The sequence below is a fragment of the Brucella haematophila genome, assembly GCF_005938105.1.
GTDB lineage: Bacteria > Pseudomonadota > Alphaproteobacteria > Rhizobiales > Rhizobiaceae > Brucella > Brucella haematophila.
In genome coordinates, this window is record NZ_VCPE01000013.1 from 123,301 (window position 1) to 146,960 (window position 23,660).

A 23,660-nucleotide genomic window follows, 5' to 3' on the forward strand; every position below is an offset into this window, starting at 1 on the left:
TGAAGGATCAGGAGGGACGTATACCCCGTCCTTCGACACGGTGCTGCGCACCGGCTCAGGATGAGGGGCGCGCAGGCCGCAGGAGCAAAATATCCCACGCTTAGAAGTCGATGGTTCGCCCTTTGATCTCCCAATCGCCGAAACGCGCCGGGTCCTTGCCGCCGCGCCCGCCGATTTCACGCGGGGCTTTGGCATTCGTTTCAGCGGCGCGGCGTTCTTCCGCTTCCTTGAGGGCGCGCTGGGCAGCCGGAGGCAGATCGTCAAACTTGCGCGGCGCAACGTTCTCGTCGATGTCGGTTTCGTTGAGTTTATCGGTCATCCGCTGAAGTCCTATTATTGAAGCGCAGGCATTTGATACCCATCATATAGGCAGGAATAGGTGGGACGCAAAACCCTGTTTGAGATAAACTCTCGCTGAATTGGAGACCACGACGCATGAATATGACGAAAACTGCCATGCTGATTGCTCTCATGACAGTCATGTTCATGAGCATCGGTTATTTGCTGGGCGGCGGCGGCGGCATGATGATCGCGCTGGTGTTCGCTGTCGGCATGAACCTGTTCGGCTATTGGAACTCCGACAAAATGGTGCTGCGCATGTACAATGCGCAGCAGGTGGATGAGCGCACGGCCCCGGATTATTACCGCATGGTGAGCGGGCTTGCCGCCAATGCCGGTTTGCCCATGCCGAAGGTGTTCATCATCCACGAAGACCAGCCCAATGCTTTTGCCACCGGGCGCAACCCCGAAAATGCAGCAGTCGCCGCCACAACCGGTCTTCTCCAGCGCCTGACCCCGGAAGAAGTCGCAGGCGTCATGGCGCACGAGCTGGCGCATGTGCAGAACCGCGACACGCTCACCATGACCATCGTGGCGACGCTGGCAGGTGCCATTTCGATGCTCGGCAACTTCGCTTTCTTTCTGGGCGGCAACCGTGAAAACGGCAATGGCGTCATTGGCGTCATCGGCACTATTCTGGCGATGATTGTCGCGCCCTTTGCCGCAATGATCGTTCAGATGGCCGTCAGCCGTACCCGCGAATATGCTGCCGACAAGCGCGGCGCGGAAATCTGTGGCAATCCGCTGTGGCTGTCTTCTGCGCTCAACAAGATCGCGCGCAGCGCCAAGGTTATCCCGAACGAGGAAGCCGAACACAACCCGGCAACCGCGCATATGTTCATCATCAATCCGCTGAGCGGACGCGGCGCCGACAATCTTTTCTCGACCCACCCGGACACCGATAATCGCATCGCAGCGCTTGAACAGCTGGCCGGAGAAATGGGTATTCGCTCAGCCGGAATGGCTCCCCGCGCTGCTGCCCCTTCCCAAAGTAGTGGTCCATGGGGTAATGCAGGCGATAACAACAGTGGCGGTTCCGGCTATCGGGGCCCATGGTCCTAAAAGCGTATCCCAAAAAGCGCCAAGCGGTTTTTGGATGAGATCCGCGCCAGATAAAGTAGAACAGCGTGAACGATAAGAAACCCGCGCCAAAACGCGGAAACAACAAGCCGTTAGTACAGAGCAATGTGGTGGACCGTCCCGGCTTGCCGGCGCGCCAATGTGCGGCGCGTCTGCTGGGTGCAGTGATTGAAAAGAACACTTCGCTCGATGGACTGACCGACAACAGCCATGGCCACCCGCAATATCTGGCGCTGGAACCGCGTGACCGCGCGCTGGTGCGCGCTATTCTGGGTGCAAGCCTGCGCAATCGCGGCGCTATTGAACGGGCCATTTCGAAGCGTCTCGACCGGCCATTGCCGGAAAACGCCGTCGCGCTGAAGCATTTGCTGCATGTCGCCGTGGCGCAGATTTTCTATCTCGATCTTCCCGATCATTCGGCGGTGGATCTGGCAGTGGAAGCTGCCAATGCCGATCCACGCAATCGGAAATATGCCGGTCTGGTCAATGCATTGCTGCGCCGTCTGTCGCGCAACAAGGAACGTGCGCTCGCACACACGTTGCTACCGGAAGGCAATGTGCCCGAATGGTTTTCCAAGAGCATTGTCGATGCTTACGGCGCGGAAAAAGCCGCAGCCATCTTCGCCATGCACGCCTACGAGCCGCCGATCGATTTCACCGTAAAGGGCGATCCGAAGGTCTGGGCTGAGAAACTCGGCGGCATTGCATTGCCGAACGGCTCCGTTCGCGTGCAGACCGTTGATGGCGCACTGACCGACCTGCCCGGCTTTGCCGAGGGTGACTGGTGGGTGCAGGATGTGGCGGCAAGCCTGCCCGCCCGCCTGATGGGCGACATCAAAGGCAAGCGCGTCGCCGATCTTTGTGCGGCACCTGGCGGCAAGACGTCCCAGCTCGTGCAGCAGGGCGCGGATGTCACCGCGCTCGATCTGTCTGAAAACCGGTTGAAGCGTTTGCGCGGCAATCTGGAACGCCTTGGTTACGAGGCGAAGACCGTTGCGACCAATCTGATGGATTTCGCGCCGGAAGAGCTTTTCGATGCTGTTCTTCTTGATGCGCCCTGCTCTTCCACCGGCACGGTGCGTCGTCATCCCGATGTTCCTTGGACAAAGACGCCGCAAGATATCACCAAGCTCGCCGACCTTCAGGGCAAGCTGCTGGCCCATGCCGCAACGCTGGTAAAGCCGGGCGGCGTTATCGTCTTTTCCAATTGCTCGCTGCATCCGCTTGAAGGTGAGGAAATGGCTCGCAAGGCGGCGGAAAATCCGCTGCTTGAGCCCTACCCGATCACTCTGGATGATTGTCCCGGTCTTGAAGGGCTGATCACCAGCGAAGGCTATCTGCGCTCCACGCCAGCCGATCTGCCAGCGGACCGTTTCGACGGCGATCCGCATATGGCGGGTATGGACGGTTTCTTCGCAGCACGCTTCAAGCGGTGCTCGTGAGCATAATCTAGCCCGCTTCAAGCCGAGCAAATCGTAAAAATTGTCATAACGGGCAGCGATACCCGTTATGGTTAACGCTCGATTCACCATTCTATAGAATTGTAAAGAAGGCCGGAATTCTGATCCGGCCTGAAGGATTAGAGCATTTCCAGCAAAAGTGCGAAGCGGTTTTGCGTTGGATAATGCGTAAACACAATGACAAACGATACGGAGAAAGACCGGGTGGCAGTCGCCCTCAGCGAAACCCCTCACCTTTGGGGACTGGCCGTTGCACAGGCGTGGCGCAAGTTTAGCCGCCGCCTGCGTATGGGGCCGCTTTACAGCTGGCGCTTCACCGGCTTTACGCCCGACCGTATCCTGATTGCACCGCCGGATCTGCGTGTTGCCGACCCGCAGCTGGCGCAGGAATTCTATCACGGGCGCTTTGCGCTTGCGGGCCGCCTTGTCGAAACCGGCGGGCTATCGCCCTTTGCCGTTGAGCCGCCGACACCCGAATGGGAAGCGGCGCTGCAAAGCTTCGGCTGGTTGCGTCATCTGAAAAGCGCGAACAGCGAACTGGCAACCGCCAATGCACGGGCGCTTGTCGATGACTGGATGCGCATGTTCGGCAAGCGCATCGGCGGTCTCGCCTGGGCGCCCGAAGTGACGGCGCAGCGTATCATCGCCTGGCTCCAGCATTCCAACCTGATCCTTTCCGGCGCGGAAATGCCAGCCTATCGCAAATTCATGCGCTCTCTTGCCATGCAGGTCCGCTATCTGCGCACCGTGGCGGGCGCGATGGACGACGGTGAAGAGCGGCTGCGCGCACGCATCGCGCTGGCTTTCGCAGCGCTTGCATTGCCGGTCTCACCGCCGACCGCGCGTGCTGCCCGACGCAATCTCGAATATGAGCTGAAGCGCCAGATTTTGCCCGATGGCGGGCATATCTCGCGTAATCCGGTTACGGTACTGGAGCTGCTGGCCGATCTTCTGCCACTGCGCCAGACCTATGCCAATGGCACAGAATCCCCGCCAAAGGCCCTGATCGAGGCAGTTGAGCGCATGCTGCCCGCATTGCGCTTCTTCCGTCATCAAGATGGCAGCCTTGCGCTGTTCAACGGCGTCGGCCCGACCATGCCGGAACGCATCATTTCAGTGCTGCGTCATGATGAAACCGCTGGTTCACCACTGACCCACGCGCCCTATTCCGGCTATGAACGTCTTTCCATGGGATCGACAACGATCATCGCCGATACGGGCCTGCCGCCGCCGGTCACTGCTTCGCGGGACGCCCATGCGGGCTGCCTCGCTTTCGAAATGTCCTCCGGGCGCCAGCGCTATATCGTCAATTCCGGCATCGACCGTTTCGGCCCGCCGGAATTTCGTCCATTGGGACGTTCGACCGCCGCCCATTCGACAGCGACCATCAACGACACATCGTCATGCCGGTTCAGCCTCAACGCAGGCCTTTCCAATATGATCGGCACGCCGATCATTGCCGGGCCAACGCGTGTGCAGCGCGACCGCATCGAGGAAATGGGCCGTCAGGGTTTTGTGGCGAGCCATGACGGCTATGCGCGCCTGTTCGGCATTTATCATGAGCGCCGGCTGGTACTCTCTCACAATGGCAGTGTCATTCAGGGTGCTGACCGCTTCTATCGCGGCGACGGGCGACCGCTGAAATCCAATGGACGTGACAATATTGCGGTGCGGTTCCATCTGCACCCGACGGTCGATATTTCCTACGATGAAAATGGCCTGATCGTCCTGTCTGCTGATCGCGACGACACATGGGTTTTCTCCTGTTTCGAAGTCGCGCCGCAACTGGAAGACACGATCTTCTTCGCCGGTTTCCGCGGGCCTGTTACATCCAAACAGATCGTGCTGTCTTTCCCGGCTTCCGAACTGCCGGAAATCAACTGGCAGTTCAGCCGCGTGGCGCTCGGCAGCTACGTCTAAGCAAATTTCCGTTCAATCACGGATGTAGCGGCGGGAAATCGTGCCGCTCCGTCAAAGCAGCCAGAATTTTGTGCGGATCGGCAATCAGTGATCGTCCCTGATAGGTGCCCGTTTCGAACGGTGAGCGGTCGCCGTCCTTCAAAACCAGCAATGGCAAAGACTGGTTTTCTTCGCCTGCAAGCTGGATCACCGTCTCACGCGGTCTGGCAAACGCTACGCGCTCGATCTTCAAATCGCGCCCAAGTTTTGGAAATGACGCCAGAACACCCTCAATCAGCGCGCAATGCCAGCAGTAGAATTCCTGTCCGGGATAGGCCGGATCTTTGAAACCCGGCGTCAGAAGAAACAACGTATCTTGGGTCATTTTGCTTTGGCCTCAGAGCGAATGGATTTACAAATAGCCACTTCGTCATTCCATATCAGTTCTTCACCAAGCCGTCTTCAAAAGTGAGTAACCGTTGCGGAACCGGATGCACAGCATACCGTTCCGGTTTAACGCCGGTCCTCAACAACAGGAGTTTATCCCATGGGCGAAAAGATCAACCAGCGCATCGTGCTCGCATCCCGTCCCGACGGACGCCCCACAGCGGAAAACTTCCGGCTCGAAGAAGCGGCAGTTCCGAGCGCGGGCGAAGGCGAAGTGCTTCTGAAGCTGCGTTATCTTTCGCTCGACCCCTATATGCGCGGCCGCATGAGCGCCGCCAAATCCTATGCCGCTCCGGTGGAGATCGGTTCCGTCATGGAAGGCGGCACGGTGGGCGAAGTGGTGGAAAGCCAAAGCGCGGGCTTCGCGCCGGGCGACTTCGTACTGTCCCATTCCGGCTGGCAAAGCTATGCGTTGGCGAATGCTTCAACCTTACGCAAGCTTGATCCTGAGCAAGCGCCGCTGACCACGGCGCTTGGCGTTCTCGGCATGCCGGGCTTCACCGCCTATTCCGGCCTCTTGACCATCGGCCAGCCCAAGGAAGGCGAAACCGTTGTCGTTGCGGCGGCTACCGGTCCCGTTGGTTCTGCTGTCGGTCAGATCGCCAAGCTGAAGGGCGCACGGGCGGTCGGCATTGCGGGCGGCGCGGACAAGTGCAAGGCGCTGATTGACGAATTCGGTTTCGACGTTGCCGTTGACCATCACAGCCCGAACTTCGCCCAGGAACTGGCGATTGCATGCCCGAATGGTATCGACGTCTATTTCGAGAATGTCGGCGGCAAGGTTTTCGCAGCGGTCTTCCCGTTGCTGAATCCTTTTGCCCGCGTGCCGGTTTGCGGGCTCATCGCGCAATATAACCAGAGCGGTCCATTTGACGGTCCCGACCGCCTGCCGGTGCTGATGCGCGATATCCTGTCGAAGAGCCTGACCATCCGCGGCTTCATCCAGCGCGACTTTGCCGACCAGCGCCCCGCCTTCTATCACGATATGGCGAAATGGATCGCCGATGGACAAATTCGCTATCGCGAAGACATTGTGGAAGGGCTCGAAAACGCACCGAAAGCCTTTATTTCGATGCTTGAAGGCGGCAATTTCGGCAAGCTCGTCGTAAAGCTCTCATAGAATGCAACTATTCCGCTTGCAGAACCACGTTGCAAGCATGATGCTACGCCGGGTTTTGCGAGTCACTTCGGCGAGGCAGACAGATCATGGGTGAACGCCAGCAGGCTGGCATAGGCGAGGATGCCGGCGGTCCGGGACGCGAGCGCCAGGAAGAAGCGCGCCGTATTCTGGATCGGCTGGACCGCGAACAAACCGGGGCGGACGGCCTCGTCCGTCGCGGTTTTGCCCGCACAGCCAATCACCTTGCTGCCGGGGACACACCGGAAAACGACCATATCGAAATCTGGGCCACCCGCATCGGACGAACCCTCGGCCTTCTCATCACGCTGGCGATCATCGTCTGGCTCGTCTTTTATCTCATGCAAAGCTAGGTCTAACATGACGCTTTCTGCGCCTTCGGACGCGACAACCGTTATTGTCATTTCAAGCCATGTCGTGCGCGGTTCGGTGGGCAACCGAGCCGCTGTCTTCGCATTGGAAACACTGGGGTTTCCAGTCTGGGCCGTGCCAACCGTGGTCCTGCCCTGGCATCCCGGCCATGGCCCTGCCGGGCGCATCGTGCCGCCGCCGGAAGAGTTTCTGCGCCTGATGCAGGATCTTCAGCGTGCTCCATGGCTTGGTGAAGTCGGCGCAATCCTGACCGGCTATCTTGGCCACCCGGAACAGGCGGCAGCCGTTGCCGAGCTGGTCAAGGGCGTCAAGGCCCAAAACCCGAACGCCGTCTATCTCTGCGATCCGGTGATTGGTGACGAGAAAGGCCTCTATGTGCCGGAGGCAACCGCTATCGGCATCCGCGACAAGCTCATGCCGCTTGCCGATATAGCAACACCCAACCGGTTCGAACTGTCCTGGCTGACCGGCGTGCCACTGGAAGACAACAAATCGCTGATGGAAGCTGCACTGGACGCCGGACCGGCCACCATGCTGGTTACTTCCGCCTTCCCGCTGATGGCGGGCAGTATCGGCAATATATTGCTGACGCCGACCATGGCGCTGATGGCCGAGCACCGCCGTGTGGATGGTCCGACCAACGGACTTGGTGATCTGACTTCGGCTGTGTTTCTCGCACGCCGCCTTTCCGGGCAGTCGGAAGAAAAGACCTTGCAGAGCACCACGGCTGCCGTATTCGAGATCATGGCGCGGTCGGCAAAACGCGGCGCCGATGAGCTGATGCTGGAAGCTGACGCCTCCAGCCTTGCCACGCCCATGGCCATGGTGCAGACGCGACGCCTTGTGCACCCAACCAAGGGATTGCGCGCTTGACGCGTGAAGCGACGCCCGTTGCTGGCGTCGATGGCTGCCCCGGCGGCTGGATCGCTGTATCAGGTGAAGGCAGCAGCATGCGTGCCGACGTCTTCCGTAGCTTTGCCGCATTGATTGCAGCGCTGCCGGACAATGCCACCATCGCGGTCGACATGCCGATCGGGCTGCCCGAAACAGGCACACGGGCAGCCGAACGCGCAGCGCGGGTGCATCTTGGTGCCAGACAGTCGAGCCTCTTTTCCATTCCGCCACGCGAAGCCGTTTATGCCGAAGACTATCGCGAAAGCTGCGCGCGTTCGCTGGAGCGGTCCGATCCGCCACGCAAGGTTTCCCGGCAGGCTTTCGGGCTGTTCCCGAAAATCCGCGAACTAGACACGGTTCTGCGCAGCGAGCCAGAATTGCGCGAGCGTGTAATCGAATCTCACCCCGAACTCGCCTTCGCCATGCTGAACGGCGGGCCCAGTGGTCCCAGCGCCATGACGCTGCCCAAGAAAATTAAAGGCCTTGTCAATCCGGAAGGCATGGCGGAACGCCAAGCCTTGCTGATACGTCGCGGCCTGCCGGAAAATTTTGTCAGTCTGCGCGCTCCGCGAGGCGCGAAAGATGATGACTTTCTCGACGCCTGCGCCATGTTTCTCGTGGCCAGACGTTATACGCACGGCAAAGCCCGAGCACATCCTGCCCATGCCGAGCATGATGCACACGGTCTGCGAATGACGATATGGGCCTGATCATTTTGATTGATCTCGGTTTTCGATAAGGATATTGGAACGCCATGGCTGATCTTCCGGACACACTCCTCTCGGGTTACAAAACCTTCATGACGGAGCATTTCGCACGGGAAACCGCGCGCTATCGCGAACTGGCGGAAAAAGGACAATCACCGGAAACTCTGGTTATTGCCTGCTGCGATTCCCGTGCTGCTCCCGAAACAATCTTCAACTCTGCGCCCGGCGAAATCTTCGTCCTGCGCAATGTTGCCAATCTCATCCCCCCCTACGAGCCCGATGGCGAGTTTCATGCGGCATCGGCTGCGCTGGAATTTGCCGTGCAAAGCCTCAAGGTGAAGCATATCGTGGTCATGGGCCATGGACGATGCGGCGGCATCAAGGCTGCGCTCGATACGGAAAGCGCGCCTCTGTCGCCCGGTGATTTCATCGGCAAATGGATGAGCCTGATTGCGCCAGCGGCTGAAGCCGTCGGCGGCAACAGCCTGATGACGCCGACCGAGCGCCAGACAGCGCTGGAGCGCATTTCGATCCGCTATTCGCTGAATAATCTGCGCACCTTCCCTTGCGTCGATATTCTGGAAAAGAAGGGTAAGCTCAGCCTGCATGGCGCGTGGTTCGATATTTCGACCGGCGAGCTTTGGGTGATGGATCACCAGACGGGCGACTTCAAACGCCCTGAAGCTGGCGAGCCCATTTTGTAATTCTTGCCAGACGGCAATAAAAAGCCCCGGTTTGACCGGGGCTTTTTTAGTTCCAGAACATACGGAGCGCTTCAGCAGCGCTCCATATGCCCTTTAGTTCCCGTCGATAGCCTTGCCCATGACGGCGATAGCACGCTGGTAAACCTGCGCTGCATTCCAGCCCTGGATCGCGCCGTAATTCGGCTCGCCCGGCTGGTAGCCAGCGCCGCGGCTCCAGCCGTGACCGACCAGGAAGTTGGCGGTCGAGTGAAGAGCGTCCGCCTTGTTCTTCAGGTCGAAATGGGCGCTGCCCGAACCGCTGACGCCGTATTTCAGGACGTTAGCCGGCATGAACTGGGTCTGGCCAACTTCACCATGCATGGCGCCGACAGCCTGCGGGCTGAGATCGCCCTGATCGACGAGCTTGAGAGCAGCATAGAGCTGTTCGGTGAAATAGTCGGTACGACGGCAGTCATAAGCCAGCGTTGCAACGGCTGAAACCGTGTGCTGCTTGCCCAGATAGTTGCCAAAGCCGGTTTCCATGCCCCAGATCGCGATCAGCGGACCGGCAGGAACGCCATAGCGCTTTTCAATATTGGCGAAGAGAGCTGCATTCTGCGCCTTCATGGCCTTGCCGCGCTTGATGATCGTATCCGCGCCGCGCTTCTTCATGAAGTCTTCGAAGGAGAGTTTGAAGCTCTTCTGGTTGCGATCGGCATTGATGGTAGCCTGCGCATATTTGGTGCTGGCCAGCGCGCTGAGGCCGGCCTTGCCAACACCGCGCGATGGCGCTTCCTTCAGGGTCTGCTGCAGCCACGCATTGTAACCCGCAGCATTATTGCCGCATTGTGCGGCTTCCGCCGCACCTGCACCCGCAAACATGCCCGCTGCAAGAACTGTCGCCGCCCAAATCCGGCCCTTGGCAGTCAACGCCATTCTTATCTCCTTAGTGAGTGATCTGCTGTGAACTGTCCGCGAAATTGATTCGCCTTATGCGGGAATTTGCCATTCCCACACTGTAATGTCATCGGCGGATATGCGCTAAATCGGGTGAAAGAACGGCAAAACGACCGAGTTTTGCTTGACATTCCGCGCTTCGAGTCCTAATCCACCCCTCAATCTATCCGCGATCTTCAGAACGCGAGCCACCGACCGGGACCCATTATGGTATAAAGCGATCCCGGAGGTCCACATCCGACAGCGCGTTGCGCCCTCGGGTGCTGTACCGCTTTGGGTGCTTCTTGAACTGGCAGACACGCGGGACGATCTATCCCGGATAAGCCTCCCGCCTACTCCCGGATATAAGGAAACGCGATGTTTGAATCACTTCAGGAGCGTCTTGGCTCCATCCTGAACGGCCTCACCGGACGCGGCGCTCTCTCTGAAAGCGACGTGACGGCAGCGCTGCGCGAAGTGCGTCGTGCGCTCATCGAAGCCGACGTTTCGCTGGAAGTGGTTCGCTCCTTTACCGACCGCGTTCGTGAGAAGGCTGTCGGCGCTGAAATCCTGAAAAGCATCAAGCCCGGCCAGATGGTCGTTAAGATCGTCCATGACGAGCTTATCGAAATGCTCGGCACCGAAGGCGTCTCCATCGATCTGAATGCGCCAGCGCCAGTCGTCATCATGATGGTCGGCTTGCAGGGCTCGGGTAAGACGACCACCACCGGCAAGATCGCCAAGCGCCTGACCGAGCGCCAGCGCAAGAAAGTGCTGATGGCCTCGCTCGATACGCGCCGCCCGGCCGCGCAGGAGCAGCTTCGTCAGCTCGGCATCCAGACCAGTGTCGACACGTTGCCGATCATTGCCGGTCAGTCGCCGGTTGAAATCGCCAGGCGCGCCGTACAGGCCGCCAAGCTTGGCGCCCACGACGTCGTCATTCTCGACACCGCCGGTCGCACGCATATTGACGAGCCGCTGATGGTGGAAATGGCGGATATCCGCAAGGCCGCCAATCCGCATGAAATTCTGCTCGTCGCCGACAGCCTGACCGGTCAGGACGCCGTCAATCTGGCGCGCAATTTTGATGAACGCGTCGGCATCACCGGTATCGTTCTGACCCGTATGGACGGTGACGGTCGCGGCGGTGCAGCCCTTTCGATGCGCGCCATCACCGGCAAGCCGATCAAGCTGATCGCCACCGGCGAAAAAATGGATGCGCTTGAGGAGTTCTATCCCAAGCGTATCGCCGACCGCATTCTCGGCATGGGCGACATTGTTTCGCTCGTCGAAAAGGCTGCTGAAAACATCGACGCGGAAAAAGCCGCTGCGATGGCCAAGAAGATGCAGTCCGGCAAGTTCGATCTCAACGATCTCGCCGACCAGCTGGGCCAGATGAAGAAGCTCGGCGGCATGGGCGGCATCATGGGCATGATGCCCGGCATGGGCAAGATGAAGGATCAGGTCGCGGCAGCCGGTCTCGATGATAAGGTGTTTGACCGCCAGCTCGCCATTATCGGTTCCATGACCAAGGCTGAGCGCGCCAATCCAGACCTGTTGAAGCACAGCCGCAAGCAGCGCATTGCCAAGGGTTCGGGCACCAACGCCGCCGACATCAACAAGCTTCTCAAGATGCACCGCCAGATGGCCGACATGATGAAAGTCATGGGCAAGGGCAAGGGCGGAATGATGAAGCAGATGATGGGCGGTCTTGCCAGCAAGATGGGCCTTGGCGGTCTGGGCGGCGGCATGGGCGGCCTCGGCGGCATGCCGGATCTGTCGAAGATGGACCCGAAGCAGCTTGAAGCGCTTGCCAAGCAGGCGGAAGCAGCCGGTCTGACGAAAGGCGGCGGCCTGCCTGGACTTTCTGGCGGCGGTCTCCCCGGTTTGGGCGGACCCAAGCTTCCGGGTCTTGGTGGCGGCCTTCCAGGTCTGCCGAAGAAGAAGTGAGCATTATGAGCGACGAACAGAACACTGCACCCGCCGAACTTCTGTCACTGCGTGCCTCCATCGACAATATCGATGCGGCGCTGATCCATATGCTGGCCGAACGATTCCGCTGCACAAAGGCAGTGGGCGTACTGAAGGCCGAACGGGGCCTTGCCCCGGCTGACCCGGCTCGCGAAAAGCGTCAGGTCGAGCGTCTTCGCGCTCTGGCTGTCGATGCCCATCTCGACCCCGATTTCGCCGAAAAATTCCTGAACTTCATCGTGAAGGAAGTCATTCGGCATCATGAGCATGCCGCTGCCAATCACAGCGGAAAATAAATAGCCGATAACGGCTCGATCCATTGCCCCGACGGGCAGAACTACCGATAGCCCGTCAGGGCCAAACAATTGTCTAAAGGAAAGAAAAAATGTCCCTCAAGATTCGTCTCGCCCGCGCTGGCTCCAAGAAGCGTCCTTACTACCACGTCGTCGTTGCCGACGTCCGCAGCCCGCGCGACGGCCGTTTCATCGAAACCGTTGGCGCATGGAACCCGATGCTGGCCAAGGACGCTGAACGCGTAAAGCTCGACGCCGACCGCATCCAGCATTGGATCGCTCAGGGCGCACAGCCGACCGATCGCGTTCTGCGTTTCCTCGACCAGGCTGGCATTGCCAAGCGTCCTGCTCGCAGCAACCCGACCAAGGGTGAGCCAGGCAAGAAGGCTCAGGAGCGTATCGCTCTGGCCAAGCAGGCTGAAGAAGAAGCTGCTGCCAAGGCTGCAGAAGCCGCTGCTGCTGCCGCTGCTCCGGCTGAAGAAGCTGCTGCAAGCGAATAATCTTTCGCGCAGTTTGCGTTTTGAGAAAGCGGCGGAGCAATCCGCCGCTTTTCTTTTATGCGCTGGCCTTCATTTGTCCGGGAAGACTTGCCGCGAGGTCCAGTTCCCATGTCTGGCCAATCAGATCGACACCGAAGGAATGGTGCGGTGCTTCATCGACAAGCTTGAATCCGGCGCGCTCATAAAGACGCCGTGCAGCCGTTAGAACACTATTCGTCCAGAGTGTGAGGCGCTCATCGCCGACAGCCCGTGCGCGCTCGATGCAGGCATTGACGAGTTTCGCTCCGACACCCGCACCCCTCGCATCCGGCTCGACATAGAGCAGACGCAGTTTGCCAAGCCTGGGCTGGTCGCCCTTGACCAGAAAGACCGAGCCGACGATGCGACCGTCGATTTCCGCAACCCATGCTGCATCATGGGCGGGGTCGAAATTCTGCGTGAAATCGGCAAGAATGCGGGCGACGAGCGCTTCGTAATCATTATTCCAGCCATATTCTCCGGTGTAGAGAACGGCTTGGCGATGAATGATCCAGCCGAGATCACCGGCTTTGAGATCACGCAAAAGCACCTGCCCCGTTTGACCTTCGTCAAAAACGCGCATGATCGCACCGGTTGCCGTCAGCAGATCGCGGCGGCGGTCGGGATTTAAACCATCGAGAAGTTCGCCCACGGCCTCGCAGGTATTGCGCTCCAGAGCGCTGAATGTCTTGCCGCCAGTTTCGGTCAGCAAAATGGGGCGGCTGCGACCGCCTTCCGGATGCGGCTCCGTCTCAATCAGGCCGCGCTCGGTGAAGCGCTTCAATGTCCTGCTGAGCTGGCCGCGATCAAGTCCGAGCGCTCGCATGATATCCGCCGCCGTCGGCGCGGAACGATGTGCGATTTCGTAAAGAATACGCGCCTCGGTCAAGGTGAACGGGCTTTTGTCGAGATGCGCGTTCAACAGGCCAAGGCGGCGCGTATAGACACGATTGAAAGCGCGCAATGCGCCAATATCATCCCGGTTTTCCGGTTTCGTCATCGCTTCATACGCCATGGCGCGGCGCCTCCCTATGTTGACTCTATCAATATCTAAAGTGTTGACTAAGTCAACATAGAGTTGACATGCATGGCATACTCTCACCAAACGGACTGGACGAGGCGCGAAATTACGCTATCTTATTGATTTGACGGCTCGCATTTGCGTGATTGCGAATATTCGGGCTACGACATCCGTGTTCGGGCGCTTGGCAAAGCGTCCTTTTTCAGGAGAAACCCATGTCGGCTGCGACGGTTGCCTCTTCTTTTTCTTTCCGCCGTATTTTCATTGCTCTTGGTCTTGCCGTTCTTGTTCCGCTGCTTTCTGCATGCGGTTTCAACACGATCCCGACCAATGAGGAAAAGGCCAAGGCCGCCTGGAGCGAGGTGCAGAACCAGTACCAGCGCCGCGCCGATCTCGTGCCCAATCTGGTCGAGACCGTGAAGGGCTATGCCGCTCATGAAAAGGATACGCTGCAAGCGGTGATCGATGCGCGCGCCAAGGCGACGCAGGTGCAGATCACGCCGGAAACGCTCAACAATCCTGAACTCTTCAAGCAGTTCCAGGACAATCAGGCCAATCTCACCAGCGCCCTGTCGCGCCTGATGGTGGTGGTCGAGCGCTATCCGGACCTCAAGGCCAATCAGAACTTCCTCGCGCTGCAATCGCAGCTCGAAGGCACGGAAAACCGCATCGCCGTGGCGCGCCGCGACTATATTGAGGCGGTTCGCGTCTACAACACCACGCTACGGACCATGCCAACCATGATCTGGACCTGGATCTGGTATCGCGACGCCCAGCCGATGCAGACCTTCAGCGCTGATGCTGGCAGCCAGACAGCACCGCAAGTCAAGTTTAACTGACGGTCGCTTCCGTGGCGGCGGGCACAGCATTTTCGCGTGATCATCGCGGCCTTCACTGGCCGCGATACCTGTTTGCATGCATCGTTCTGCTGTGTTCCGCTGTCCTGACGCTGCAACCGACCTCGGTTGCCTATGCGCAGGACACAACGAAGCAGACGCCGACCCTCACCGGTCGCGTGGTGGACAATGCGGGCATCATCGATCCGGCAGAGCGTCAGCAGCTGACCCAGAAACTGGCGGATTTTGAAGCCAAGTCGTCCGATCAGGTGGTGGTGGTGACGGTGCCGAGCCTCAATGGCGAGGACATTGAATCCTATTCAAACCGCCTGTTCCGCAGCTGGGCTCTCGGCCAGAAGCAGGAAAACAACGGTATCTTGCTCGTTGTCGCGCCGAACGACCGCAAGGTGCGCATCGAGGTCGGTTACGGGCTTGAGGGCACGATGACCGATGCGCTGTCGAGCGTTATCATCAACGGCACCATTATTCCCGCCTTCCGTACTGGCGATTATAGCGGCGGTATCGTGCAGGGTGTGGACGGCATTCTCTCCGTTCTCTCCGGCGACGCCGCCGAGCTTGAAGCGCGCGCCAAGCGCAATGCGCAAACCAGTTCGGACGATGTGGACTGGGTTGCCGTTATCTTCATCACCTTCTGGTGCCTGATCTTCTTCGGCGGTTTTGGCTTTGCCGTGCTTGCCCCGATCTTCGGACGCAAGCTCGGCCCCGGTCGCTATGAATGGCTGGGCATGACAATCAACACCAATTCAAGCGGTGGCTCCGGTGGTCGTGGCGGCGGCTGGGGCGGCGGCGGTGGCTGGTCATCCGGCGGTGGCGGTGGCGGCGGCGGCTTTGGCGGCGGCGGCGGCTCATCGGGTGGCGGCGGCGCCTCGGGTAGCTGGTAGGGAGACGCGACGATGAAGCATCACACGCTGATTGGCGCTGAAGACCATGCCCGCATTGCGGAGGCAATCCGGCAGGCAGAAGCCGAGACCAGCGGCGAAATCTACGCCGTGCTGGCGCGCAGCAGCGACGACTATTTCTTCGCAGCCGGTTTTGTCGCTACCTGCGGCATTCTGCTTGCTTCGGTCATCGCCGCCTTGCTCGCGCATTGGTACTGGTTTGATATCAGCCTGCCGATGTTCGGCCTTGCCATTCTTGCCGCCTTCATTTCGGCCATGCTGGTTCTCTGGCTCCTGCCATCGATCCGCATGTTGCTGGTGCCCCGCCGTATCCGCTACAAGCGCGCCCATCTCAACGCACTGCAACAATTCCTGGCGCGCAACGTCCACATCACTGAAAAACGCACCGGCATTCTGCTCTTCGTTTCCATGGCTGAGCACTATGCCGAAGTCATCGCCGATGCGGGTATTCATGCGCGTGTCGAGCAGGACGAATGGAACGCCATTGTCGCAACGCTGATCCATCACGCATCGCGCTCGCAGATGGCGGAAGGCTTCGTCATGGCGATTGGTCAGGCGGGCACGCTACTGGAAAAACACTTCCCCGCAGGCGCCGACAATATTAACGAACTGGACGATCATCTGATCGAACTTTGACGGCTCCAGAGCATTTCCAGCAAAAGTGCGTAGCGGTTTTGCGTAGGATAATGCTTAAAAAATGGATGGAGCGGTTCCACGATTCCGTTCCAACTGGAACCGCTCCAGCATCTCAGAATCATCTTCGACTTTGGTCTGAATTGCGGCGAAGCGGAGCCATTCCCGCCGCCGTCGGAGGCCAATTTGTAGTGCACGGTGAATTTCTCCGGTATTTTTAGAAAAATTGCCCGAAGTTTTCGATATTTTGTTCCAAATTAAATGGATTAGATGCCATTTTTCTGACTTTTCGGGAAAATTTTCGTTATTCGCAGCGATTTGTCATCGAAACAAATGTCTAATCTGCTAGTTTGGCGCGCATTGCCATCATGACAGGAGTATCCGACGTGACTGCAAAGCAGGATCGGTCGAGCAAAGTTAAGAATTCCAAGGCAAGCAAAGAGGAAAAAAAGGGGGGGAAGCCGAAGGCGCTGGCAGCCTTCTCACAGCTCCTCTTCGAGTGGGCTCCGCCAGAAGATCTGGCTGCTTACGACGCCGAAGCTCTCGACAGTTCTGCCCGCCACGGCTATGCGGCGCTTGAATCCTACCGCAAGGGCAAGAGCATCATCAGCGTCGATAACGGTATCGAACGCCATGGTCGCCCGGTAAGCGTCATCACCATCGTCAACGACAATATGCCGTTCCTGCTCGATTCCATTCTGGGCGAGCTGAACAATCACGTCAGCCAGATTTTCATGGTCGTGCACCCGGTTCTCGATATTGCTCGGGAAAAGGATGGACTGGTCATTCTCGGCGAAGCATCGCAGCTCGCACCCGCCAAGGGCGTTGAGCGCGTCAGCCTTGTGCAAATTCACCTCCCCGCGCTTGGCAAGCAGGCCAAGGCCGACCTGACGGACGGGCTCAAGCGCGTTCTCGGTCAGGTGCGTTTTGCCGTGGGCGACTGGAAGCCGATGTTGAAGCGTCTCGATGACGCCATTGTGGATTACAAGCGCGCTTACGAGCTGAACGGCAATGCCGCCATGCCCGAAGCCATCGCCTTCCTCGAATGGCTGCGCGACGATCATTTCATCTTCCTCGGCATGCGTGAACTGGCCTTTGAAGGCTCGGGCAAGAAGCGCAGCCTCGTCGCCATCAAGGAGCCGCTCGGCGTCCTTGGCGACAATGAAGTGCGCGTCTTGCGCAAGGATGACGACGACACGGTAACGCCGCGTGAGGTCACGGAATTCCTCGACAGCAGCGAACCGCTGATCGTCACCAAGGCCAATACGCTGTCACTGGTGCATCGCCGCTCCTATCTCGATTATATCGGCGTGAAGATCTTCGGACCGAAGGGCGAAGCCGTGGGTGAACTGCGCCTCGTCGGCCTGTTCACCTCGGTCGCTTACATCAGCTCGGTCGCCAGCATCCCGTTCATTCGCTCGAAGGCCGATGCGGTCATCAAGCATCTGGGCTTCAACCGCGAAGACCATTCGGGCAAGGCGCTGATCAATGTGCTGGAAGAATATCCGCGCGATGAGCTTTTCCAGATCGACACGGAAAGTCTGACGGCCAATGCCGAACTCATCCTCGCGCTTGGCGAGCGTCCGCGTGTCCGTGCCATTCCCCGTCTCGACCGTTTCGGCCGTTTCGCGACTGTGCTCGTCTATATCCCGCGTGATCGTTACGACTCGGTCGTGCGTGAAAAGATCGGCCGCTATCTCGTCGACGTCTATGGCGGCGACAGCTTTGAATTCCATCCGGTTTTCCTGCAGAACGGCCTGACGCGCGTTCAGTTCGTCATTCGCCGTCACGAACGATCCACCCCGCATATCGACCGCGAAGCACTGGAAGCGGAAGTCCGCGCCATGGTTCGCACCTGGGAAGATGCGGTGCGTGAAAGCGTGGAAAATGCCGATGCAGGCGTCGTGGCGCTGGCCGCAAGCTTCCCGCCATCCTATCGCGAAATCTTCACCGCGCCGGAAGCGCTGGTCGATGCCGAGCGCATTGCCGGTCTCAGCCCGGAAGCGCCGCTTTTCGTGGATTTTTACCGCTATCGCACCGATGGACCAGATGCGGTTTCACTGAAGCTCTATCATCACGGTGCACCGGTCGTGCTGTCACAGCGCGTGCCGCTTTTGGAAAATATGGGCTTCCGCGTCGTCAGCGAACAGACCATCGACCTGCCGCAAGCCGGTAAAGACGGGGCGCCGGTCTATGTTCACGACATGCAGCTCGTCAACGCCTATGGCGCTCCTGTCGATCTCACCGATGACGGCGAAATGCTGGAAGACGTATTCCGCACTGTCTGGGACGGCTTTGCCGACAATGACGGCTATAATGCGCTGGTACAGACGGCACGCCTCACCGCGCGTCAGATCATGATCCTGCGCTCCTATGGCCGTTATCTGCAACAGGCAGGTATCGCCTATTCGCAGGGCTTCATCGCAGCCGCGCTCAACCGTTATCCGGAAATCGCCAGCGACCTCTATTCGCTGTTCGATCTGCGTTTCAACCCATCGGCCAAGCGCCGTGATACGGCTGAAAAGAAGCTGATCGACGCCATCGAAACAGCGCTTCTGGGCGTGCCGAGCATTGATGACGATCAGATCCTGCGCCGGTTCCGCAACCTGATTGAAGCGACATTGCGCACCAATGCCTATACGCTGGATGGTGACGGCAAGCCGCGCGTGACCTTTGCGTTCAAGCTCAATCCGCGTCTCGTCGACGGACTGCCTGATCCGCGCCCGTATCGCGAAATCTTCGTCTATGGCCCGGAAGTCGAAGGCGTGCATCTTCGTTTCGGTGCTGTCGCACGTGGTGGTCTGCGCTGGTCGGACCGTGCACAGGATTACCGCACCGAAGTGCTGGGCCTCGTGAAGGCGCAGCAGGTGAAGAATGCCGTGATCGTGCCGGTCGGCGCCAAGGGCGGCTTCTATCCGAAGCGCCTGCCAGTGGGCGGCGACCGCAACGCCGTCTTTGAGGCGGGTCGCGACGCCTACAAGGTGTTCATCTCGACGCTTCTTTCGGTCACCGACAATATCCACGACAACGATGTGGTACCGCCGCAAAATGTCGTGCGTCACGACAATGACGATCCTTATTTCGTCGTCGCCGCCGACAAGGGCACAGCCACCTTCTCCGATACGGCCAATGCCATCAGCCAGGCGCATGATTTCTGGCTGGACGATGCTTTCGCATCGGGCGGTTCTGCCGGTTACGACCATAAGGGCATGGGCATCACCGCCCGTGGCGGCTGGGAAGCCGTGAAGCGGCATTTCCGTGAATTCGACATGGATATCCAGACCGAGCCGTTTACGGTTGTCGGCGTGGGCGATATGTCGGGCGACGTGTTCGGCAACGGCATGCTGCTTTCCGAGCAGATCAAGCTAATTGCGGCCTTCGACCATCGCGACATCTTTATCGATCCGACCCCGGTTCCGGCTGACGGCTTTGCCGAGCGCAAGCGCCTGTTCGAACTGCCGCGATCAAGCTGGCAGGATTATGATCGTTCGAAGCTGTCGTCGGGTGGTGGCGTCTATAGCCGCAGCCAGAAGACCATCACACTGTCTGCCGAAGCAGCAGCCGCAATCGGCCTTGCCAAGACCACGGCAACGCCGCAGGAAATCATGACGACCATCCTGAAAGCTCAGGTTGATCTCTTATGGTTCGGCGGTATCGGCACCTATATCCGCGCTTCCAGCGAAACCGATGCACAGGTCGGCGACCGCGCCAATGATGCCATTCGCATCACCGGCTCGGACGTGCGGGCCCGCGTGATCGGCGAAGGCGCCAATCTCGGCATGACCCAGCGCGGACGCATCGAATATGCGCTCGCCGGCGGTCGCAGCAACACTGACGCCATCGACAATTCGGCTGGCGTCAACTGCTCGGACGTTGAGGTCAACATCAAGATTGCTCTGGCCGCCGCCATGCGTTCAGGCAAGCTGAAGCGCCCTGCCCGCAACAAGCTTCTGGTCAGCATGACCGACGATGTTTCGGAACTGGTGCTGCGCAACAACTATCTCCAGCCGCTGGCGCTTTCGCTGAGTGAGCGTCAGGGTTTGGCGGAGCTCCCCTATCAGGCGCGCTTCATGGCGGAGCTGGAAAACCGGAAGCTTCTGGACCGCAAGGTCGAGTATCTTCCGTCGGATGCGCTGTTGACTGAGCGCCAGAAGGCTAGCCAGCCGCTGACCCGTCCGGAACTGGCGGTTCTGCTGGCCTATGCCAAGCTGTCGCTCTCCGACGATCTGGTGGCGAGTGCACTCCCCGACGAGCCTTACTTCCAGTCGCTGCTGTTCGGCTATTTCCCGAAGCGCATGGCCAAAACCTATGCCGAGGAAATCTCCGGCCACCGTCTGAAGCGGGAAATCGTTGCAACCTTGCTGGCAAATGATGTCATCAATCGCGGCGGTATCACCTTCATCAGCCGTCTGGCCGATACGACCGGCAAGTCGCCTTCGGATATCGTTCGCGCCTATGTGGCGGTGCGTGACGGCTTCGAGATCGATGCGATCTACGACGCCATCGACGCGCTGGACAACAAGGTCCCTGGCGATGTGCAGAACCAGTTCTACCATCTCGTCGGCGAAATGCTGCAGGCGACGACGGCTTGGGTGCTGCGCAACGATACGACCCGCGCAAACCTCACCGAGCTGGTCGGCACCATCGTCAAGGCGCGTGCCGAACTGGAACCGCGGTTCGAAGGCCTGATGCCGGAATTCCTGCGCAACGCTGTGCGTGCCGACAAGGCCGCCTTCGTTGAAAAGGGTGCACCGGAAAAGCTGGCCCAGCGTCTCGCCAATCTCCAGCTTGCGGGCATCATGCCGGATATCGCGCTGATCGCGCATCTGGCGGAAGCCGATCTGGTGGCAACGGCCAAGGCCTATTTCGGCGTGTCGGAAGCCTTCCGCATCGGACGCATCGAAGATGCGGCACGGTCTATCCCCGTCACCGACTATTATGACGGGTTGGCTCTGTCGCGTGCCAGCGAGACCATCACGCAGGCCGCACGCGGGATCACCATCGCCGCTCTGAAGCGCTTCGCCAAGGAGAAAGACCCGGCTGCGGCATGGCTCGATGCGGACGGCGTCCAGATCGAACAGGTGAGAAACCGCATGGTCGCGCTCACCGAAGGTGGAGACCTCACCGTCTCGCGTCTGGCGGTTGCTGCGGGCTTGATGTCGGATCTGGCGCAATAATCCGCACCGACAACAAAAATTTAAAGGGCAGCTTAGAGCTGCCCTTTTCATTTCTTGTCGGGCAACCATGGTCCGTATAAGCTCCGGCCACATTCGCAAGGGAGTGGCATTTGACCGATCAGGCAGTCAGCGAACGCAGCTATGCATCTCGTCGCGGCATATGGGGCTGGATGCTGTTCGACTGGGCGGCGCAACCGTTTTTCACCGTTGTCACGACCTTCGTTTTCGGCCCCTACTTCATCTCCCGCATGGCGGCGAACCCCGAAGCCGGTCAGGTTGCGTGGGGCTACGGCATCGCTGCGGCAGGCTTTGTCATCGCCATTCTGTCGCCTGTTCTGGGCGCTGTTTCTGACCGCACGGGGGCACGCAAACCCTGGATAGGCTTCTTCGCCGTTTTGAAGATCGTCAGCCTGTCGCTGCTCTGGTTCGCCGCGCCGGGCGCAAGCCTGTTCTGGGTGTTGCTGGCCTTTGCAATCGCCTCGATTGCTGCCGAATTCTCCATCGTCTTCAATGATTCCATGATGCCGCGTCTCGTGCCGCGCGCGGATATCGGGCGCATCTCCAATATCGCCTGGGGGCTTGGTTATCTCGGCGGCATGATCGTGCTGATCTTTGTCGTGCTGTTTCTGGCCGGATCTCCGCAGACCGGCAAGACGATCATCGGCATTGACCCTCTCTTCGGCCTTGATCCTGCGACCGGCGAAGATGCGCGCATCACCGGACCGCTTGCCGCACTCTGGTATCTGGTGTTCGTGCTGCCGATGTTTCTGTTCACACCGGATTCGGCAGGGGGCGAACCATTGCGCAAGGCGCTGCGCCATGGTCTTTCGGAACTGAAAACCACACTGCGCGAAGTGCGTCAGCGTTCCGGCATCATGCGTTTTCTCATTGCCCGCATGGTCTATCAAGATGGCGTCAACGCTTTGCTGGCGCTGGGCGGAGGCTATGCCGCAGCCATGTTTCACTGGTCGATTACCGAGATTGGCCTTTTCGGCATGATCCTCAATGTGATGGCGATCTTCAGTTGCCTTGCCGCCAGCCGCGTGGATACGCGCTTCGGCTCGAAAGCCGTGGTCATTGGGTCGCTGGTGCTGCTGCTGCTCGCCACGCTCGGCATCGTATCGACAGGGCGCGACTATACATTCTTCGGATTGCTTCCCTTTGTCGAAAGCAGCGCGCACGGGCTTTTCTCGACGCCTGCCGAACATGCCTATCTGATTTATGGCCTGATGATCGGCGCGGCCTTCGGCCCGGTACAGGCATCGTCGCGCTCATGGTTTGCACGCAGTATCCTGCCGCAAGAATCAGGCCGCTATTTTGGCATTTATGCGCTGGCGGGTCGTGCAACCAGCTTTCTGGCCCCATTTCTGGTCGCCACCGTCACGGCCATCAGTGGATCAGCAGCAATTGGAATGGCGGTGCTTGTTCTGTTTTTCGCCGCCGGTCTGTTTTTGGCAAAGGCAACGCCCTATCCTGCCAGCCAGCCGTCCTGAAAACTGGCGCGAGAATGATCGCGCCAGTTCCATGATCTTCGCTCACATCATGCCGACCGCGCTGGCCGCGCCAATGGCCAGCAGGCCGCCGATGATCGGTGCGGCAACGGGCACCCATGCGTAAGACCAGTCCGATCCACCCTTGCCCGGGATCGGTAACAAAGCATGCGCGATGCGCGGGCCGAGATCACGCGCCGGGTTGATGGCATAACCAGTCGGTCCGCCAAGCGAAACACCAAGCGCCCAGACAAGAAGACCGACCATCAGAGGACCGAGAACGCCATCGGCTCCAACAGCCTTCGCGCCGATGGCGATGACGACGAAGACAAGCACGAAAGTGCCGATGACTTCGGTCACACAATTGGCCGGAATGTTCCTGATTGCCGGAGCCGTGCAAAACACGCCAAGCTTTAGCGCCTTATCCGTAGTCGGCTTCCAGTGCGGCAGATAGGCAAGATAAACCAGCACGGCTCCGACAAAAGCGCCCAGCAATTGCGCGGCGATATAGGGGACCACTTCCGCCGCCGGAAAACTTCCTGCCGCATAGAAAGCCAGCGTGACGGCAGGATTGAGATGGCCGGCAGCGCCCGCTGCAACTGAAACCATCACACCGCACAACACGGCCAGCCCCCAGCCGACCGAAATAACGATCCAACCGGAATTCTGTCCCTTGGATTGTGCCAAAAGCACATTTGCGACGACCCCGTCGCCCAGCACGATCAGCACCATTGTGCCGAGAAATTCGCCTAAAAAACCACTTGTCATAATCTCATCCCGAAAAATCAGTTTGCAGAAATTCATCCGGTGGACGCGTATTGCCCACCGGCCTGCCAAAAAAGCTTT

21 protein-coding genes are annotated in these 23,660 nt (G+C 59.2%); 16 read left to right on the forward strand and 5 right to left on the reverse strand.

Annotated features, from left to right (window positions below; translation table 11 throughout):
* Positions 1-100 precede the first annotated feature (100 nt).
* A complete protein-coding gene (locus FGI60_RS18690) occupies positions 101-319 on the reverse strand; it encodes a DUF1674 domain-containing protein (protein WP_138786466.1) in 219 nt (72 codons plus the stop codon).
* Positions 320-435: 116 nt separating this feature from the next.
* Between FGI60_RS18690 and htpX the strand changes: the two genes are divergently transcribed.
* The 3 genes from htpX (at position 436) to FGI60_RS18710 (ending at position 4,799) form a co-directional block, all read left to right on the forward strand.
* Positions 436-1,401 carry a zinc metalloprotease HtpX gene (gene htpX, locus FGI60_RS18700; RefSeq protein ID WP_138786468.1) on the forward strand — a complete coding sequence of 322 codons (966 nt, stop codon included), beginning with the start codon at positions 436-438 and terminating at the stop codon, positions 1,399-1,401.
* Positions 1,402-1,466: 65 nt separating this feature from the next.
* Complete coding sequence (locus tag FGI60_RS18705; RefSeq protein WP_138786469.1) at positions 1,467-2,861, forward strand: RsmB/NOP family class I SAM-dependent RNA methyltransferase; 1,395 nt, start codon at positions 1,467-1,469, stop codon at positions 2,859-2,861.
* Between the two features lie 195 nt (positions 2,862-3,056).
* Entirely contained in the window at positions 3,057-4,799 is a 1,743-nt protein-coding gene (locus FGI60_RS18710; protein ID WP_078339564.1) for a heparinase II/III family protein, read from the forward strand.
* A 16-nt stretch (positions 4,800-4,815) separates the two neighbouring features.
* Here the strand turns inward: FGI60_RS18710 and FGI60_RS18715 are convergent, their stop codons facing one another.
* A complete protein-coding gene (locus FGI60_RS18715; protein WP_138786470.1) occupies positions 4,816-5,163 on the reverse strand; it encodes a DUF3088 domain-containing protein in 348 nt (115 codons plus the stop codon).
* Positions 5,164-5,325: 162 nt separating this feature from the next.
* On the opposite strand from FGI60_RS18715, the gene FGI60_RS18720 reads away from it, so the two are divergent.
* The 5 genes from FGI60_RS18720 (at position 5,326) to FGI60_RS18740 (ending at position 9,040) form a co-directional block, all read left to right on the forward strand.
* Positions 5,326-6,345 carry an NADP-dependent oxidoreductase gene (locus FGI60_RS18720; RefSeq protein ID WP_138786471.1) on the forward strand — a complete coding sequence of 340 codons (1,020 nt, stop codon included), beginning with the start codon at positions 5,326-5,328 and terminating at the stop codon, positions 6,343-6,345.
* Between the two features lie 86 nt (positions 6,346-6,431).
* A complete protein-coding gene (locus FGI60_RS18725; RefSeq protein WP_138786472.1) occupies positions 6,432-6,716 on the forward strand; it encodes a hypothetical protein in 285 nt (94 codons plus the stop codon).
* A gap of 7 nt (positions 6,717-6,723) precedes the next feature.
* A complete protein-coding gene (gene pdxY / locus FGI60_RS18730; protein WP_078339568.1) occupies positions 6,724-7,608 on the forward strand; it encodes a pyridoxal kinase PdxY in 885 nt (294 codons plus the stop codon).
* Positions 7,605-8,339 carry a DUF429 domain-containing protein gene (locus FGI60_RS18735; RefSeq protein ID WP_138786473.1) on the forward strand — a complete coding sequence of 245 codons (735 nt, stop codon included), beginning with the start codon at positions 7,605-7,607 and terminating at the stop codon, positions 8,337-8,339. The genes pdxY and FGI60_RS18735 overlap by 4 nt, the downstream gene beginning before the upstream one ends.
* Positions 8,340-8,383: 44 nt before the next feature.
* The gene (locus FGI60_RS18740) at positions 8,384-9,040 is read left to right on the forward strand and encodes a carbonic anhydrase (RefSeq protein WP_078339570.1); all 657 of its coding nucleotides are present in this window, start codon (positions 8,384-8,386) and stop codon (positions 9,038-9,040) included.
* A 93-nt stretch (positions 9,041-9,133) separates the two neighbouring features.
* Here FGI60_RS18740 and FGI60_RS18745 read toward each other — a convergent pair whose 3' ends face one another.
* On the reverse strand, positions 9,134-9,955 hold the full coding sequence (locus FGI60_RS18745) for a lytic murein transglycosylase (protein WP_138786474.1): 822 nt from the start codon (positions 9,953-9,955) through the stop codon (positions 9,134-9,136).
* Positions 9,956-10,333: 378 nt separating this feature from the next.
* Here FGI60_RS18745 and ffh point away from each other — a divergent pair, with 378 nt between their 5' ends.
* The 3 genes from ffh (at position 10,334) to rpsP (ending at position 12,719) form a co-directional block, all read left to right on the forward strand.
* Positions 10,334-11,905: a signal recognition particle protein gene (gene ffh, locus FGI60_RS18750; RefSeq protein ID WP_078339572.1), complete on the forward strand. Its 1,572-nt coding sequence runs from the start codon at positions 10,334-10,336 to the stop codon at positions 11,903-11,905.
* 5 nt (positions 11,906-11,910) lie between these two features.
* On the forward strand, positions 11,911-12,222 hold the full coding sequence (locus FGI60_RS18755; protein WP_078339573.1) for a chorismate mutase: 312 nt from the start codon (positions 11,911-11,913) through the stop codon (positions 12,220-12,222).
* Between the two features lie 89 nt (positions 12,223-12,311).
* A complete protein-coding gene (gene rpsP / locus FGI60_RS18760; RefSeq protein ID WP_078339574.1) occupies positions 12,312-12,719 on the forward strand; it encodes a 30S ribosomal protein S16 in 408 nt (135 codons plus the stop codon).
* 55 nt (positions 12,720-12,774) lie between these two features.
* Here rpsP and FGI60_RS18765 read toward each other — a convergent pair whose 3' ends face one another.
* Positions 12,775-13,752 carry a bifunctional helix-turn-helix transcriptional regulator/GNAT family N-acetyltransferase gene (locus FGI60_RS18765; RefSeq protein ID WP_374843722.1) on the reverse strand — a complete coding sequence of 326 codons (978 nt, stop codon included), beginning with the start codon at positions 13,750-13,752 and terminating at the stop codon, positions 12,775-12,777.
* Positions 13,753-13,973: 221 nt separating this feature from the next.
* Here FGI60_RS18765 and FGI60_RS18770 point away from each other — a divergent pair, with 221 nt between their 5' ends.
* The 5 genes from FGI60_RS18770 (at position 13,974) to FGI60_RS18790 (ending at position 22,817) form a co-directional block, all read left to right on the forward strand.
* Positions 13,974-14,597 (forward strand): LemA family protein, encoded by a 624-nt coding sequence (locus FGI60_RS18770; protein ID WP_138786475.1) that lies wholly within the window; start codon positions 13,974-13,976, stop codon positions 14,595-14,597.
* A 68-nt stretch (positions 14,598-14,665) separates the two neighbouring features.
* Entirely contained in the window at positions 14,666-15,496 is an 831-nt protein-coding gene (locus FGI60_RS18775; protein WP_407921692.1) for a TPM domain-containing protein, read from the forward strand.
* Positions 15,497-15,508: 12 nt separating this feature from the next.
* The gene (locus FGI60_RS18780; protein WP_138786477.1) at positions 15,509-16,150 is read left to right on the forward strand and encodes a TPM domain-containing protein; all 642 of its coding nucleotides are present in this window, start codon (positions 15,509-15,511) and stop codon (positions 16,148-16,150) included.
* A 383-nt stretch (positions 16,151-16,533) separates the two neighbouring features.
* On the forward strand, positions 16,534-21,324 hold the full coding sequence (locus FGI60_RS18785) for an NAD-glutamate dehydrogenase (protein ID WP_138786507.1): 4,791 nt from the start codon (positions 16,534-16,536) through the stop codon (positions 21,322-21,324).
* Positions 21,325-21,494: 170 nt separating this feature from the next.
* Positions 21,495-22,817, forward strand: coding sequence for an MFS transporter (locus FGI60_RS18790; protein ID WP_374844145.1), 1,323 nt, complete (start codon positions 21,495-21,497; stop codon positions 22,815-22,817).
* Between the two features lie 42 nt (positions 22,818-22,859).
* Here the strand turns inward: FGI60_RS18790 and FGI60_RS18795 are convergent, their stop codons facing one another.
* Positions 22,860-23,582: an MIP/aquaporin family protein gene (locus tag FGI60_RS18795; RefSeq protein ID WP_138786479.1), complete on the reverse strand. Its 723-nt coding sequence runs from the start codon at positions 23,580-23,582 to the stop codon at positions 22,860-22,862.
* Between the last annotated feature and the right edge of the window lie 78 nt (positions 23,583-23,660).

Coding starts and splice junctions, on each gene's coding strand:
- ffh (WP_078339572.1), top strand. CDS start 10,334: ATGTTTGAATCACTTCAGGAGCGTCTTGGCTCCATCCTGAACGGCCTC.
- FGI60_RS18770 (WP_138786475.1), top strand. CDS start 13,974: ATGTCGGCTGCGACGGTTGCCTCTTCTTTTTCTTTCCGCCGTATTTTC.
- FGI60_RS18720 (WP_138786471.1), top strand. CDS start 5,326: ATGGGCGAAAAGATCAACCAGCGCATCGTGCTCGCATCCCGTCCCGAC.
- rpsP (WP_078339574.1), top strand. CDS start 12,312: ATGTCCCTCAAGATTCGTCTCGCCCGCGCTGGCTCCAAGAAGCGTCCT.
- FGI60_RS18795 (WP_138786479.1), bottom strand. CDS start 23,582: ATGACAAGTGGTTTTTTAGGCGAATTTCTCGGCACAATGGTGCTGATC.
- FGI60_RS18780 (WP_138786477.1), top strand. CDS start 15,509: ATGAAGCATCACACGCTGATTGGCGCTGAAGACCATGCCCGCATTGCG.
- FGI60_RS18740 (WP_078339570.1), top strand. CDS start 8,384: ATGGCTGATCTTCCGGACACACTCCTCTCGGGTTACAAAACCTTCATG.
- htpX (WP_138786468.1), top strand. CDS start 436: ATGAATATGACGAAAACTGCCATGCTGATTGCTCTCATGACAGTCATG.
- FGI60_RS18710 (WP_078339564.1), top strand. CDS start 3,057: ATGACAAACGATACGGAGAAAGACCGGGTGGCAGTCGCCCTCAGCGAA.
- FGI60_RS18755 (WP_078339573.1), top strand. CDS start 11,911: ATGAGCGACGAACAGAACACTGCACCCGCCGAACTTCTGTCACTGCGT.
- FGI60_RS18715 (WP_138786470.1), bottom strand. CDS start 5,163: ATGACCCAAGATACGTTGTTTCTTCTGACGCCGGGTTTCAAAGATCCG.
- pdxY (WP_078339568.1), top strand. CDS start 6,724: ATGACGCTTTCTGCGCCTTCGGACGCGACAACCGTTATTGTCATTTCA.
- FGI60_RS18690 (WP_138786466.1), bottom strand. CDS start 319: ATGACCGATAAACTCAACGAAACCGACATCGACGAGAACGTTGCGCCG.
- FGI60_RS18765 (WP_374843722.1), bottom strand. CDS start 13,752: ATGGCGTATGAAGCGATGACGAAACCGGAAAACCGGGATGATATTGGC.
- FGI60_RS18745 (WP_138786474.1), bottom strand. CDS start 9,955: ATGGCGTTGACTGCCAAGGGCCGGATTTGGGCGGCGACAGTTCTTGCA.
- FGI60_RS18725 (WP_138786472.1), top strand. CDS start 6,432: ATGGGTGAACGCCAGCAGGCTGGCATAGGCGAGGATGCCGGCGGTCCG.
- FGI60_RS18790 (WP_374844145.1), top strand. CDS start 21,495: ATGCTGTTCGACTGGGCGGCGCAACCGTTTTTCACCGTTGTCACGACC.